Annotated in this window: 13 protein-coding genes and 2 pseudogenes; 13 read left to right on the forward strand and 2 right to left on the reverse strand. The window is 37.6% G+C overall.

Annotated elements, in window-relative coordinates:
- Positions 1-291: 291 nt before the first annotated feature.
- Positions 292-681 (reverse strand): sodium transporter, encoded by a 390-nt coding sequence (locus NSQ85_RS09655; protein WP_179974413.1) that lies wholly within the window; start codon positions 679-681, stop codon positions 292-294.
- 259 nt (positions 682-940) lie between these two features.
- Positions 941-1567: a Pr6Pr family membrane protein gene (locus NSQ85_RS09660; protein ID WP_100273414.1), complete on the reverse strand. Its 627-nt coding sequence runs from the start codon at positions 1565-1567 to the stop codon at positions 941-943.
- Between the two features lie 382 nt (positions 1568-1949).
- Here NSQ85_RS09660 and NSQ85_RS09665 point away from each other — a divergent pair, with 382 nt between their 5' ends.
- The 13 genes and pseudogenes from NSQ85_RS09665 (at position 1950) to NSQ85_RS09725 (ending at position 15777) form a co-directional block, all read left to right on the forward strand.
- Positions 1950-2246 carry a hypothetical protein gene (locus NSQ85_RS09665; protein ID WP_340781746.1) on the forward strand — a complete coding sequence of 99 codons (297 nt, stop codon included), beginning with the start codon at positions 1950-1952 and terminating at the stop codon, positions 2244-2246.
- Positions 2247-2326: 80 nt separating this feature from the next.
- Positions 2327-3091: an SDR family NAD(P)-dependent oxidoreductase gene (locus NSQ85_RS09670; protein ID WP_179974414.1), complete on the forward strand. Its 765-nt coding sequence runs from the start codon at positions 2327-2329 to the stop codon at positions 3089-3091.
- A 120-nt stretch (positions 3092-3211) separates the two neighbouring features.
- Positions 3212-6202 (forward strand): type I restriction endonuclease subunit R, encoded by a 2991-nt coding sequence (locus NSQ85_RS09675; protein WP_340781749.1) that lies wholly within the window; start codon positions 3212-3214, stop codon positions 6200-6202.
- 5 nt (positions 6203-6207) lie between these two features.
- Positions 6208-7335, forward strand: a complete 1128-nt coding sequence (locus tag NSQ85_RS09680; protein WP_179974416.1) for a hypothetical protein — start codon at positions 6208-6210, stop codon at positions 7333-7335.
- A gap of 41 nt (positions 7336-7376) precedes the next feature.
- The gene (locus NSQ85_RS09685) at positions 7377-8330 is read left to right on the forward strand and encodes a hypothetical protein (protein ID WP_340781750.1); all 954 of its coding nucleotides are present in this window, start codon (positions 7377-7379) and stop codon (positions 8328-8330) included.
- Positions 8331-8430: 100 nt separating this feature from the next.
- Positions 8431-8664 carry a hypothetical protein gene (locus tag NSQ85_RS09690; protein WP_179974418.1) on the forward strand — a complete coding sequence of 78 codons (234 nt, stop codon included), beginning with the start codon at positions 8431-8433 and terminating at the stop codon, positions 8662-8664.
- 47 nt (positions 8665-8711) lie between these two features.
- The gene (locus NSQ85_RS09695) at positions 8712-9872 is read left to right on the forward strand and encodes a restriction endonuclease subunit S (protein WP_100273616.1); all 1161 of its coding nucleotides are present in this window, start codon (positions 8712-8714) and stop codon (positions 9870-9872) included.
- Positions 9873-9886: 14 nt separating this feature from the next.
- A complete protein-coding gene (locus NSQ85_RS09700; RefSeq protein WP_232087366.1) occupies positions 9887-10633 on the forward strand; it encodes a P-loop NTPase fold protein in 747 nt (248 codons plus the stop codon).
- Positions 10605-11750, forward strand: coding sequence for an NTPase (locus NSQ85_RS09705; protein ID WP_232087367.1), 1146 nt, complete (start codon positions 10605-10607; stop codon positions 11748-11750). Before NSQ85_RS09700 ends, NSQ85_RS09705 begins: the two co-directional genes overlap by 29 nt.
- A 27-nt stretch (positions 11751-11777) precedes the next feature.
- On the forward strand, positions 11778-12530 hold the full coding sequence (locus tag NSQ85_RS09710) for a hypothetical protein (protein WP_179974419.1): 753 nt from the start codon (positions 11778-11780) through the stop codon (positions 12528-12530).
- 42 nt (positions 12531-12572) lie between these two features.
- The gene (locus tag NSQ85_RS09715) at positions 12573-14177 is read left to right on the forward strand and encodes a type I restriction-modification system subunit M (protein WP_179974420.1); all 1605 of its coding nucleotides are present in this window, start codon (positions 12573-12575) and stop codon (positions 14175-14177) included.
- Positions 14178-14254: 77 nt separating this feature from the next.
- Positions 14255-14677 (forward strand): annotated as a pseudogene (locus NSQ85_RS09720) (PD-(D/E)XK nuclease family transposase); the annotation flags it as partial.
- A gap of 97 nt (positions 14678-14774) precedes the next feature.
- Positions 14775-15777 (forward strand): annotated as a pseudogene (locus NSQ85_RS09725) (DNA/RNA non-specific endonuclease).
- The last annotated feature ends 32 nt before the right edge of the window (positions 15778-15809 follow it).

The following is a 15809-nucleotide window of genomic DNA, read 5'->3' on the forward strand; positions in this document are numbered from 1 at the left end:
ATGCAAAACACTCGGCATATAAATTATGTGAGATATATTACTACAGTAACTTATTTTTATTCTTCTTCTCATCGCTTCCCATTCTACATTAAATAGCGTAAAAATGCAAAACACTAAATAGCGTAAAAATGCAAAACACTCGGCATATAAATTATGTGAGATATATTACTACAGTAACTTATTTTTTTAAAGTTTAGTGATACTAGCTCAAACTGATTTAATGAAGGTGTTACTAGGGGATTAGTTGTGAATTAAGTGAATATTTCGTTTATTTAAGAAGGATTTTTAGCCTTATTTGTCAGATTTTTCCTTAAAACTAGCACCACTAGTGGCATCAGACCAAGCTACTAGAGCTTGAGCAGAGCTATCCAGATAAGTCTTGAGAGGTTGTTTCAAATCATAAATGGTTTCCCAAAATCCAAGGACATTTCCTTCTTTATCGAGAGCAGCCTGATAGGTCTGGATAAGGATTTGATCAAAACTATCTGTGGGAATTTGATAACTCATTTCTTTGTTAGGAGAAGCCAAAATCTCAGACAGAATCCAATCGGGCAAATTTTCAGGCTCACGGGGAAAGAAGCTACCGTCAGCCCCACCATTGTCATAGAGAAAGTTTCCTGTAGCATCATAGGCTGCTAGTTTATAGGGCAAATGATTCAGTAATGTTTTTAAATCGTTCATATTTTCATGATAACTTCTTTCATGCGAAATAGCAATGCTTTGGATTGAGAAGAATACAATCAATCTTAGGATAGTATCAGTTTGTATAAGGATAATAGTAGCTCTGAAATCACTATAAGGCTATAATAAGGAAAAAATATTTGAGGTAATATCATGTCAAAGCTTATTTTTTTGATGTTGATGGCCTCTATAAGGCTTTTGATAGATTAGGATTATTGAAATAGAAAAACTGAGTTCCTTTTGGAGCTCAGTTTGTATTTTATGCCGGTTTACGACCGATAAATTTTTTCAAGAGGAATAAGAGATAGCCAACAGCAATGTAGCCAGCACTGATGACCAGGACGTTTATCATGACCTTATTCCAACCAAATTTATTGACATTAATAAAGAAGTAGGCGAAAGGACTATCTTTGGCACCTGGAATTGACAGTTTTAGAACCAGTCCGTTTAGAAGGGCAAAGGCGAAGTAAGACAGTGGGAATAGAGTCCAGTAAAGTGGTTCGCGCAGACGAAAGGCTTTCTTAGCATCGAAAATGAGAGTATCAATTACCAAGCCCCAAGGTACAATATAATGAACCAAGAAATTCCGTATTGTCCAGTATTTTTCAGGTTCTGTAATAGGTGCTAGCAGGATGTGATAAATAACTCCTGTGATGAGGATGGCCATGGCTATGCCACCCTTGTAGCGCAGGAGTTTGATATTAGTTGTAGCATCTCCTTTTTTGAAGTCATGGATGATAAAGAAAATCAAACTAGAGAAGGCCAGAATATTGGACAAAACGGTGTAGTAGAGCAGCATACCCCAACCATCGTCATGGATTTGGATAGAGACTCCCACAAGTCCACAAAGAGCTAGTAAGATACGGTAAAATCGTGAAATAGTCATAAGTTTCCTTTTCTTAATAAATAATCTCTCTTATCATATCACATTTTTCACTAACAATTTTGTGAAAATTCTAGTAAAATCAAAGTAAGAAAGACTTTCAAGGAGTTTACCATGCCCAATTTAATCGATTATCTTGAACAGGTGAAGGAGCTTACCTTTGATCAAGAACCTCTCAATATCTTGGATAAGGTTGTATGAATGAAATTGGTTACCTGGCCTATGAAAAATGGTTCACAGCAAGTGATTTACAGAATACCCTCAATTTACATGATTATGCGAGGAGAAAGACCTGAATCTAGACTACAGCTTCATGGTGACTAAGAAACGGGTTGAACTAGCTGAATCTATGGTCAGGTCGAGGCGTTTTAGGAAATTTATCTATGTGGATCAGTCCACAGAGATGAGTCAACGCTTGGAAGGGTCTTTCCATGAATGGATTGAAGTCTTGCCAAATCAACAACTCAAGCAAGTCTATGATTTATTCTTTAATACCATTCTTGATTCTGGAATTGAAAGTCTAGACGATTTTGGGATAAAAACTCTCCCTAAACTAGGTCAGTTGTTACAAGAATTTGGCAATCTTACTGACCAACAAAAAAGTTTCTTCAAGACGGTTTCAACCAGTTACTCTGGATATTTTGGAAATCTGGAAACAAGAAATCTAGTATCCCCAAGCTAGAACTTCCTGATTATATCAAGAAATTGAGTGAATTGACCAACAACGATTAGGGCAGCGGAATCATTGAAATGGAGGATATCATGCCAAAAAACGTACTTATTATAGGAGCAACTTCAGGCATTGGCGAAGCTACGGCGTGTGCTTTTGCCAGAGAGGGGGCTAACCTCATCTTGACAGGTCGCCGTGTGGAGCGCTTAGAAGCCTTGAAAGAAGAGCTCCAAACCACCTATCCAGGCCAAAAAGTTTGGACCTTTACATTGGATGTTACCGATATGGACATTGTCAAGGATGTTTGCCAAGCCATTCTCAAAAGTGTGGGGCAAGTCCATGTCTTAGTCAATAATGCAGGCCTGGCACTAGGCCTAACAGCTTACCAAGACTACGAAGAGTGGGACCTGCTGACCATGCTCGACACCAATGTCAAGGGCTTGATGATGGTGACACGTCAGATTTTGCCAAATATGGTAGCTGCCAATGAGGGCCATATCATCAATATGGGCTCTACAGCAGGCATCTATGCTTATGCAGGCGCCGCTGTTTATTCAGCAACCAAGGCCGCTGTCAAGACTTTCAGTGATGGGCTACGTATCGATACCATCGCCACAGATATCAAGGTGACAACCATTCAGCCAGGTATTGTTGAGACGGACTTTTCTCAAGTTCGCTTTCACGGTGACAAGGACAAGGCAGCCAAAGTCTATCAAGGTTTGGAAGCCCTCCAAGCCCAAGATATTGCGGAGGCGGTCCTATATGTCACCAAGCAACCACGACGTGTTCAGATTTCAGATATGACCATCATGGCTAACCAACAAGCCACAGGGTTTACGATTCATAGGGAAGAGTAAATAGAAGATAAAAACATGGAACCAAGCTGTGTTTTTTTGCTTGAACTTTCCAAAAACTATGAAAGAAAATGTGAAAATGCTATAATGTAAGGGATTACGACAATGTTGAAAGGATAAGTCATGCCAGCAGTTACTCCAGAACTTGAGATAGAACGTCAATTAATCGAGCAATTAACCTCTGGTGAGAGCCAGTGGACCTATCGCCCAGACTTAAAAAATGAAGGTCAATTATGGGATAACTTTTTTGAGAAGTTAGCGCAAAATAACGTTGCCCTCCTTGCTGACCATCCCTTGACTGAGCAGGAGAAGCACCAAATCAAGAACCAGCTTAACTTCGTTAACTATTATGAAGCTGCCAAGTGGTTGGCAGGTGAAAATGGTATTGCCAAAGTCGAGGTACAGCGTGAAGATGCTAGCCTTGGGACTATCCGACTTTCTGTCATCTGGCGTGATAATATCGCTGCAGGAAAATCTAGTTACGAAGTGATCAATCAAGTAGAACGTGGCAAGGCTTATCCACAAGATCAGGACCGTCGTTTAGATACGACGCTGATGATCAATGGTCTTCCTCTTATCCATATCGAGCTCAAAAGTCCTCGTGTGGCCTTTTTGGATGCCTTTCATCAAATCAAAAAGTATGACCGTGAAGGCAAGTTCCGGGGCATTTATTCGGCCCTTCAGATGTTTGTTGTGACGAATAAAGTAGACACACGCTATATCGCAGCTGCACGAGAAGATAAACTCAATAAACAATTCTTGACATCTTGGGTGGATAAAGATAATAAACCTATGACCAGTCTCATGGACTTCGCCCATGAAGTCCTGTCTATCCCACGTGCCCATCAGATGGTGATGCAGTACTCTGTTATTGATGATAGTAAAAAAGCCCTCATCCTCTTACGTCCCTATCAAATTCATGCTATCGAGTCTGTTCAGGATGCCTCTCGTCGTCAAGAATCAGGCTATATCTGGCATACCACGGGTTCTGGTAAGACCCTAACGTCCTACAAGGTGGCTCGCAACCTCTTGCAGATTCCAGCCATTCAAAAGACAATTTTTGTCGTCGACCGTAGGGACCTTGACCAGCAGACGACGTCATCCTTTCTTTCCTACGCTGCCAATGATGTTATCGATATCGACGAAACGGACAATACCCATGACTTGGTCAAGCGTTTGGCTGGAAACGATAAGCGTGTGATTGTGACGACTATCCAGAAAATCACAACCATGATGCGCAAGTTCCAAGAAGGTAAATACCAAAAGGATTCGGAAAAAATCAAGGACCTCCGTGTAGCTTTCGTTGTGGATGAGTGTCACCGCGCGGTTACGCCTCAGACCCAAAAAGACATCAAAGGCTTTTTCCACAATTCGCTCTGGTATGGCTTTACAGGTACACCGATTTTCAAGGAAAATAAACGCAAGCAATTAGGTGATTTGGCACAAACCACCCACCAACAATATGGCGAACGCCTTCATGAGTATACGGTCAAAGAAGCCATCCATGACGGGGCAGTTCTGGGCTTTAAGGTGGATTATTGGAATACCATTATTTCGCCGATTCCTGAAAAAGATCTTCCTGACTCTGTCTATGAAGATAAAGAACACATGCTGGAAGTACTGGATGCTATCCTAAACAAAAGTTATCAACAGTTGGGCTTCCCAAATGGTGTGGGCAAGACCTATGAGGCTATCTTAACCGTTAAGTCCATTCCACAGGCACAGGCCTATTACAATCTTCTCAAGAGTATCAAGGCAGGACAGGAACGTGTCAAGGTGTCAGAGCGAGTTAAGCGCGTGCTACCCGACTTTCCAAAGGTGACGGTCACCTACTCTGTGTCGGAAAATGAAGAAGAGTCTATCGCCTACCAAGACCACATGAAACAGGTCATGGACGACTACAATCAGGAGTATGGGACCCATTTTAATATGGCTGATTTGCGTGGTTTTAACACGGATATCAATAATCGGTTAGCAAGAAAGTTAGACAAATACATTCCTCGCAATGAGCAGTTGGATTTGGTCATCGTCGTTGACCGTCTTTTGACCGGTTTTGATGCCCCCTGTCTATCCACTCTCTTCATCGACCGTAAGCCCATGCGTCCACAGGATTTGATTCAAGCCTTTAGTCGTACCAACCGCATCTTTGACAGTAAAAAGCGTTATGGCCATATCATCACCTTCCAAAGGCCAGAGGCCTTTAAAGAGGCTGTGGATAATGCCCTTAAACTCTACTCAAACGGTGGTGAAAATGATGTCACTGCCCCAGACTGGGCAGAAGAAAAAGCTAACTTCATCCAAGCCTGGATAGACTTTCAAGTAAAAGTGGAAGATGTGGAAAACTATGTCATTACGATTGAGCAGGCCTCTAGCCCACAACTCCGTCGCATTGCCAAGGCTTACCAAACCTTTGACAAGTATCTGGCATCTATCCGTGTCTATAGTGAATGCGATGAAGCGGCTATCTATGCGGAGACAGGCCTATCAGATGAAAATCTCGAAACCTATCTAGGAATCTATCAAAATATCCTAGCAGAGCTCAAAAGTCGAGCCGAAGACGATGGTGATGATAATCTCTTTGATATCCACTACGAACTGGAATCGGTCCAAGTCGACGAAATTAACTATGCTTACATCCTGACCTTGATTCAAAGTATGATTCAGCAGGAAGAGGATAGTCCACAGGCTCTCAGTGACAAGGATATCGAAACGGTTGATAACCATATTCAGAGTCTGGAACGTACCAATCCTAAACTAGCCAAAATTATCCGAAACCTATGGAAAGAAGTCCAAGCCAATCCTAAAGATTACCAAGGACAATCTATCACTGGTGTCTTAGACACTATGATTGAAGCCATTATCGACGACTATCTCAAACGCTTTGCCAGAGAATGGTATGTCGGACTCGATGAACTTCGTTACTATGTTCAACACTATCGTAAGGGTGCCAAGAAGCAATCAGGCGAAAGCCAGCTTGCCAAGAGCCAACGCTACAAAGACTACAAAGCAGAAACAGCTGATGCCCTTAACCCGCTCAGCTACAAAAAACACATTAAAGAAGCCTACACCAAACTCATCGAAGAGGTCATTGAACCATTGAGAGTGGGTAGGTAGAGGGAATGGAAATATCTCAACTAGACAGAATTTCATATTCAATTTTGTTGCAAGAGACTTTAGAATTAAGACAAGTTTTACAGTCAATTGTAAATTCTCAAGATACTATTGATAATTATGACATCTTTATTCCCTTTCTACCTATTATGTCTTCTGTGTGTCTCGGTTGGTGTGATTTATTTACGAAAGAAGGTATAAAAATAGAAATTCCTGATATAGAAGGTTATAGTTGTGTAAGGTTTCTAAAAAATTGTAGAATTGGTTTGAAGTTATATTGTGACCAGAGAATTGGCAAAGCAACTAAACAACTTAAGAAGAATTCTGAAGAAACATATCGGTTACTAAAAACTGATTATAATATCTTTCAAAGATTAGTCGTTTCTATGTTAGGGCAATGTGACTTTGGCGTTTTTACAATTAACGAATTACCTTATGGGAATACGAGTCAACTTTTTCTTTATATCTCAGACGTAATTAATTTTGAAAGGTATAAATCCCTTGGAGTATGGGAAACAGAAGCGCGAAAAGTTGTTTTTGAATTTTCTAATTTACTTTCCCAATTTATAAATACAATTATAGACTCATTTGCTAAATCGAATATGATTGATAAGGACTCCCAAATTGAATTGGTGAAATTCAATTTTTCTTATAATGATTACTTTCTAATTGATGAAAAACGTAGAAATATACTAAAAGGTGATTTACCTATAGAAAATCAATTACAATTATTTAATATTCTTTGCCAGAATAATTTTATTATCAATGTTTTGCCACTAGTGTTCCAAAGTGGCGGTTTATTATACCATAGATCAAGACTACAAACATATTTAGTAAGTGTTAACACTGTTAAAAAAATTATTAACAAGTTTCCAAATGAGAAGTATCAAAAGCAGCTGAAGGAAATTGTAGAGGTTAAAGAAATTTATTTTGACAAAGATAGTGTCTTAAGGAATAATATCTTTCATTATAAGATTGAAGGAGTAGATGATTCCATCTTTTCAATTCCAGAAAAATATTTTTATGAGTTTATTGAATTTAATAGTAGGGTTGAATTCAATGATTTTATGCAAGTAATAAGTGAAGAAATTATAAAAATTAATAAAGTTATTTATAAAATGGTTGAATTTTGTTAAAAATTTTCAGTTATAATGATTTGAAATAGAAGGAAATAATTATGGAAGAAAAAATTCACATATACTCTGATGAATCAAATCATGATAAGAGTATTACTAACAAAGAAAACAATATAAATATTGATAACGAAGGTTTGTCTAGAGAATATGTTAGATCCTTTCTAATGATTAAGACATCTTGTTTAGATGATGCAGAGAATAAATTAAATAATTTAGAAAAAAGATATTTTTCTTGTCAAGAAGATGAACCCAAAGGCAAGGTAATTTTCCAACTTACTAAAAAAAATGGATTAAAGAATTTATCTGGGGACGCTACAAAATTTCTTTTAGATTTACTTGATTTTATTGAAGAATTTGAAATCCATATTTTTCTTGTAGTTTTTAATAAATTTGAATATATCATAAATGATAGTATTGAGGTTGATATAGATCGTTTTTCGAAAAAATATAAACCGATTGATGATGATAGAGAAATTAGGTATTCTTTTTCGAAGTATTTCGAAAATCATTACAATGAAAAATTACGTAAAGTTTTGTTTAGTAGAAAAGATTCTCAAAAAGATTATAAAATAAAAAAAGCAATCTACGAGATGAATTGTTCTTTGAAACAACATGAACTAAAAAGGAATGAATGGTTAGTAGGAAAAAATTTATACTCTCTTGTCGATAATGGTATTGTTAAATTTAATACAAAAGCTACATATAAGTGGGATTATACATTTGAAAGTAATGCTATTATCGATATAGTTGAGGAAGTTTATAAAAATAAAAAAATAATTTCTTTTGATAAAGGAACTAAAGTGAGTACTGTCTTCAAAGAACTCTTAGTTTCAAAAAATATTACAAGTATTGAAGTTACTGAGGATTTAGATTCTAAAGAGGATATATTTATTAGACTATCTGACTACTTTGCGACATTTTTTGGAAAATTATCCAGATCATATTCAAATTCATTTAAGTTAAAAGATTTCGAAACAGGCAAAAAAAAATTATAGTACAGTTGAATCCATTCCTCAAAGCTGGTTTGAAGTAGATGAAACACAATTTTATCTAGCAAAAAGAATAGGAGAATTAATTAATAAAGGTTCAGTAATTTTGTTGCACGGTATTTTAGCAGATACTCCAATTGGTTTAAAAAATTATTTTCAGTTTATCTCTGATTTTAAAGAGTTTAGTGATTATCAAGCAGTAGATAATGTGAAATTGAGTCAATTGAATAATCAGAGATTATCAGAAACATGGAATACTAGTTATTCAAAACAAGGAATATTTTTTTCACCATATGATGCAACATATGGAGCTTTAAGCGAAAATTTTGGAAAGTCTTAGTAGATTAACCAATTATAGTATTGAAATATTAAAATGAGACAATTAAAATGAGACAATTAAAAATAAGATTTAAAAAATATAATGATGTTTGGGATAATGTTAAGTTAACAGAAATAGCACCCATTGTAATGGGGCAATCACCCGATAGTAAAAACTATACTGATAATCCAAATGATTATATATTAGTACAAGGTAATGCAGATATGCAGAATGGTAGGGTTGTCCCAAGAGTCTGGACAACACAGATTACAAAGTTAGCCGAAAAAGGTGATCTAATTTTAAGTGTTCGAGCACCCGTTGGAGATATAGGTAAGACAGACTACAATGTTGTTTTAGGTCGTGGAGTAGCAGCAATAAAAGGAAATGAGTTTTTGTTTCAACTATTAACAAAAATGAAACAATATCACTATTGGGCAAGATTCTCTACGGGATCAACTTTTGAAAGTATTAATTCAAATGACATAAAATCAGCTGAAATTTATTTGCCTAGTCCGGCAGAACAACAAGCCATAGGCTCCCTTTTCCGCACCCTCGACGACCTTCTATCTAGCTATAAGGACAATCTCGCCAACTATCAATCTATTAAGACGACCATGCTCTCCAAGATGTTTCCCAAAGCCGGACAGGCAGTTCCTGAGATTCGTTTGGATGGTTTTGAAGGTGAGTGGAAAAAAGATACTTTAGAACCTTATCTAACTGAAAGTAGAATTTCAGGCGACACAGGTCTAACTGCAAAAAAAATTACTGTTAAACTTTGGGGAAAGGGAGTTATAGAAAAGGAAGAGAAATATGCTGGTAGCTCGAATACGCAATACTTTGTTCGCAAAGCTGGACAGTTCATATACAGTAAACTAGATTTTCAAAATCAAGCATTTGGAATTATCCCGAATGAACTTGATGGGTATCAGTCAACATTGGATTTACCAAGTTTTGATATTCAAAACATTGATCCTAAATTTTTACTTGAATATGTAATGAGAAGAGAATTTTACGAATATCAAGGCTTAATTGCGAATGGTTCCCGAAAAGCAAAGCGTATTCATCCAGAGGATTTTTTAGTTATGCCAGTTAGGATTCCATCCCTTGAAGAACAACAAGCCATAGGCTCCTATTTCTCTAATATCGATAACTTTATCAATTCTTATCAAGAGAAAATTACTCAGCTAGAAACTCTAAAAAAGAAGCTTTTGCAGGATATGTTCATCTAAGGAGAAAGTGACGTATGGAGCATGAATTCATTAGGTTAGAGCACATTGATACCACAGTTGCAGCAAAAAACTTTTCTGAATTACTCAATGATAATAAAACATATTTTTTAAATGGTAGTTGGGGATCTGGTAAGTCGGAATTTTTAAAAGAAGTGAAGAGAGGTTCCCAAAATAAACTTATTACCATTGATTTTTGGAGGTTATCTGATACTCGTTCAACTATCGAGATTGCATTTTCAAAATTACATCCTCTTTTATATTGGACTATAAGACTGGGTATTATCCTGCTAGTGGCTGTATCTATACTGATGACTAATGTTGTTGATATTGGGTTGAGTAATTATTTTGGTGGCTCAAAACCTTTGATTCTGAAACTAGGAGGAGTAGTAGCATTAATAGTTGCTGTATGGCAAGTTTTTAAGAAAAAATCGAATGAATTTTATTGTTTCTCATTAAGTAAATTACCAAAATTTTCGAAAGTCCTGATTATTGATGACTTTGATAGAATGTCTGAAAAGCAACAAGAAGAAAGTTATAAACTTTTCAGTTTGATAAATGGAAAGTTGCCTATAGTTTTTGTTGGTGATATTACAAAGGTTCATAAAAGTGATGATAATTATTTATCAAAAGTAATTGATAGACAAGTTGAACTGCCATTTGATTTGCATCCATCTAAAATATGGAATAACTATTTTAGTGTTCTAGAAGATAAATTTAATACAGTACTTTCTGATGATTTTAAAAAAAAGAATAAGTTCTGAGAACAGGAATCTACGAGATAGAGAACACTTTAATGATTATGTCAATCAAGAATTCTTTACAAGAGGAAAGTTAGGACACGTTCAAGTTAAGCAGCAATTACTTGTGATTTATGCTTATCTATTTTATCCAGATTTATATATGAATCTGCTTAACGATGAAGCAATTAGGGTGGAGGAATCAGAAAAGTCAGGGTTTCTGGATATAAAAAGAATAGGTTATACAATAAAAGAACAATTATCTGAAATTCAGAGTTCAGATAATTCGGATTATCCATCAAGTTTCAAAAAGAATAAGTTAGAATATTTATTATACGAGCAAACAATCAACCGAACAAAAATTGAGTTAGAACTACTGTTTACTAGTAACTCAGAGAAATTAATCTCAGAGATTATTGATTCTGATCAATCATCTGATTTTTACAAATACTTATCTAGTCAATTCCGAGTATTCTCTAAAAAAATGAAAAAACAACTTTTGATTATGGTAATAAAAGAATCAATAAAGTTTAAGAATAGTCCTTCAATGAATTTTATTGTTCAAGAAAGTTTGAATGAGGTTATACCTTCATATGAAAGGGATTCACCTCTGACTAAGGATGTTATTACTAGGATTATAAATATGTGGGAATCTATCCTTAGGAATGAGAATCTGGACCAGTCTGAAATCATATATTTTCTCAATAAACACGACTTGCTTAGTTTTCACGAACTAGGACTATATTATTCTGATTTAAGAATAGATACTGAGACTTTTTCAAACTTACGTAGAAAGGACTTTTTTCTGTTGACCTATTTAAGTAGTAAAGGTTTATTTGAAAAGTTTAAGTATTGGGATAATACTATTTGGGAGGCTATAAAATTATTTGATGATAGGGAGTTCTTATCTTTTTGGATTTTTCAATCAATTATTACGAATGAACTAGGCTATGAAGGATTTGATATTATTCCTGAGGACAAGAGGTATACTATTTGGACTGGTAGATATTTGTTTGAATCCCCTCATAAGCATACTGATTATATGGAGTCTGTCATTTCTAAAATTAAACTGAGACTTGAAAAGATGGAGAAGGAAGGTTTTATATTTACTGAGAGGGAAGACACGAGATTTAAGGTTTAATGTAAATTATTTTCTAAGGAGACCAACATGGTATCAGTAACACAACGTATCAAACAGATTAAACAGCCTCGTGGTGGTTATCTTCCGGTCAAGACTTTTACTGTGACGACGCTTTATGATAGTCAGGATCTTAATCCTGAGGAGTCTATTGCGGCTAGTTTGGTTGGGACTGCTGTGGACTATCTTAGTCGTTTCATGGATGGGACAACCGTTGAGGAGGCTTTTAAGATTTCCTTGCTTGGGGCTAGAGTCATGAGGATGGAGTCTAAGGCTTTTGGTCTTCTGGATGATGTTAAGAGGCTGGATGATTTGTCGATTACTAAGGCTTGTCAGTTGGCAGGTTTTGATAGTGCCTTTCGTGCGGGTCCTCTGGCTTATCGTCCAGTGGAGAGTATTGTCCCAGATCAAGCTACCATTTCGAATATTCGTATCATGGTTGAGCGTAGTTTGAGCTTCTTCAAGGCCTTTGGCCCTGTGACTGCGGATGGTTTTACCATGGAAGGGGCTTATACAGCTACCATAACGACTGGTGATGGGGATTTCCTGACCAAAGATACCCTTTGGGACTTTAAAGTCACCACCAGCAAGCCTAATAAGAACCATACCTTGCAGCTACTGAGTTACTATCTCATGGGTAGGCGTTCGATTCATCCAGAGTTTCAAACTATTGAAAAACTAGGCATTTTCAATCCACGTCAAAATACTATTTACCAACTTCCTCTTTCTGAGATTTCAGATGAGGTCATCAAGGAAGTGGAAACAAACGTGATAGGCTATTAGAACTAATAGGATAACATTCAAAAATACAAAGAAAGAAACATTATGTCAGAAACAACACAAACTTCCCAGTCGCTTTATCAAGCACTCTGGAACTCAGCGGATGTGCTCCGCTCTAAGATGGATGCTAACGACTATAAGTCATATCTCTTGGGCATGGTCTTTTACAAGTATTTGTCGGACAAGATGCTCTTTTTCGTGGCAGAGACCGTGGAGGAGGAGACAGAAAGCTTGGAAGAGGCACTGGCAGTCTATCGCAAATACTATGAGGATGAGGAGACTCACGAGGACCTCTTGTCAGTCATCACTGATGAAATGAGCTATGCCATTCATCCTGACTTGACCTTTACGGCTTTAGTGGAGCGAGTGAACGATGGAAGCTTTCAGTTAGAGGACTTGGCTCAGGGCTTCCGTGATATTGAGCAGAGTGACGAGCTTTATGAAAATCTCTTTGAAGATATCGACCTCTACTCTAAGAAACTCGGAGCGACTCCTCAAAAGCAAAACCAAACGGTTGCGGCTGTGATGAAGGAGTTGGCGGTTCTAGATGTGGCAGGTCATGCTGGTGATATGCTTGGTGATGCTTATGAGTACCTGATTGGTCAGTTTGCGACGGATTCAGGTAAAAAAGCTGGTGAGTTCTATACACCGCAACCTGTTGCCAAGCTCATGACGCAGATTGCCTTTTTAGGACGTGAGGACAAGCAAGGCTTTACCCTTTATGATGCGACTATGGGGTCAGGCTCGCTCTTGCTTAATGCCAAACGCTATTCACGTCAACCACAGACAGTGGTTTACTTTGGTCAAGAGTTGAACACCTCAACTTATAACCTGGCACGTATGAACATGATTCTGCATGGTGTGCCGATTGAAAATCAGTTTTTACACAACGCTGATACCTTGGATGAGGATTGGCCAACTCAAGAGCCGACTAACTTTGATGGGGTTCTCATGAACCCACCTTATTCAGCCAAGTGGTCTGCTAGCTCAGGTTTCATGGATGATCCTCGTTTCTCACCATTTGGGAAACTAGCACCTAAGTCTAAGGCTGATTTTGCCTTCCTCTTGCATGGTTACTATCACTTGAAACAAGACAATGGTGTTATGGCCATCGTCCTACCTCATGGGGTTCTCTTCCGTGGTAATGCTGAAGGGACCATTCGTAAGGCTTTGTTAGAAGAAGGAGCAATTGATACAGTTATCGGTTTGCCTGCTAATATCTTCTTTAACACCAGTATTCCAACGACGGTTATCATTCTCAAAAAGAACCGCACCAATCGAGATGTTTACTTTATCGACGCCTCTAAGGAGTTTGATAAGGGGAAAAATCAGAACATCATGACAGATGCCCATATTGAGAAGATTCTCAATGCTTATAAGAGTCGTGAGGATATGGACAAGTTTGCCCACCTGGCTAGCTTTGAAGAGATTATGGGAAATGACTACAACCTTAATATCCCTCGCTATGTGGATACCTTTGAGGAAGAGGAAGTGGAGCCCTTGACTGAGATTGTGGCTAAGATTAATCAGACCAATGCGACAATTGAAAGTCAGACAGCCTCGCTTCTCGACATGCTTGGACAGCTTCATGGAACCACACCAGAAGCAGATAAAGAACTCAAGGCCTTTGTGGAAGCATTTATAGGGTAATTCCATATTTCATTTACTTTTTCCAAATAGATAGGAGTAGAGGGGCCATCCCTCTATTTTTTCTTAAGGAGAGGTATATGGAAAAAAGACACAAGCACGTCTCACCGACCTTGGATATCATGGATGAGAAGATTTTCAGTCTTCCTGAGGTGACGGTGGCATTTATTTGAGATATTTTGGATTTGGATGTTGTGGATGCCCAGATTTTGGAGGGGACACAGCTTCATAAAAAGGACTTTGATGAGGATGAGCTCTTTTCAGCCTCGGTGGATGTTCGAGCTAAGTTGAATGATAGAACTGAGGTTATTATTGAGATTCAGGTGCGTAAGTAACCTTATTCTTTCAATCGTTTTCATTATTATTTGGCTAACCAGCTGGTGGAAAATGTGTAACAATTACGCCAACAAGGACAGACGCGCAAGATGTACGAGCAGATGGAGCCAGTTTATGGCATAGCTATCTTGGAGAAGACCTTATTGCCGGATGAGGAGTCCCCGATTTTTAATATACCTAATTTCATTATTCTTTATTTTTAATCATATATTTTGATTTGGTCCTGTATAATTAAAGTCATAAAAATATTATGGTGTTAAGATAATGAAAGAAAAAAGAAATAGTAGAATTCATTTATTTGCTCTTCTTGTTTTAGTATTTACTTTAGGTTTTGGAGTTTCTGTAGATGCTAGCAAACAATCATTGGCTGTGCCCCCTCAAGTCGCTCAAGCAGATGAGATTAATGGTATATTAGCTTTTAATGGTCAAAAGCAGTTTGTCATGGAGGAGAAGGACCAGCTAGGACGTGCCCACAGTGCTCATATACAGTTACAAGATAAGGACGAGCCGAAGAATAAACATCATGGTAAAATAAAATATGATCCTGTAGGATGGCATAACTATAAGTTTTATTATGGTGATGGTAAATCAAAATCTTGGCTAATGAATCGAGGGCATTTGGATTGGCTATCAATTTTCTGGTGTCAATGACGAGGGCAAGAATTTAGTACCTATGACTGCCTGATTAAACTCTGGAAATTATAAAGGAACCGACGAGGGTAATCAGTCAGGCATGCTTTATTACGAGAATCGCTTGGATAACTGGCTGGCACTCCATCCTAACTATTGGTTAGATTATAAGGTAACAGCTATCTACAGTGGATACGAGTTGTTGCCTCGTCAAGTGGAACTTCAATATGTTGGTATTGATAGTTCTGGAAATCTTTTGGAAATTAAACTTGGTGGAGATAAGGAGACTCTCGACAGTCAGGGAGTTACGCATGATGTCTTGGATAACCAATCACCAAATGCAGAAATAAATTATGCGGATGGAACAGCGACAAATACGGTTACTGAATTTACTGAGGCACCATCTGAGCCTAGTCCTGAGAGATCACCAGTGGCTGAACAACCGAGTCCTGATCCAGAGCCTGCGCAACCTACACAAGAAGAAAGTAGAACAGTTTATGTGGCGCGTCATGGAGCAGCAGATGTTTATTGGTATGACATCAATAGTATGCCTAGCAATACCAATAAGGCTAATGTCGTCACTATGACAGAAGCAGATGCCATAGCCCAAGGTAAACGACATACGACTAAAGAGTAATAAAAAAGCTGAACATCTTGTCCAGTTTTTTT

Origin of the sequence: Streptococcus sp. FSL L8-0526 (genome assembly GCF_038007145.1) — a bacterium.
GTDB classification, from domain to species: domain Bacteria; phylum Bacillota; class Bacilli; order Lactobacillales; family Streptococcaceae; genus Streptococcus; species Streptococcus thermophilus.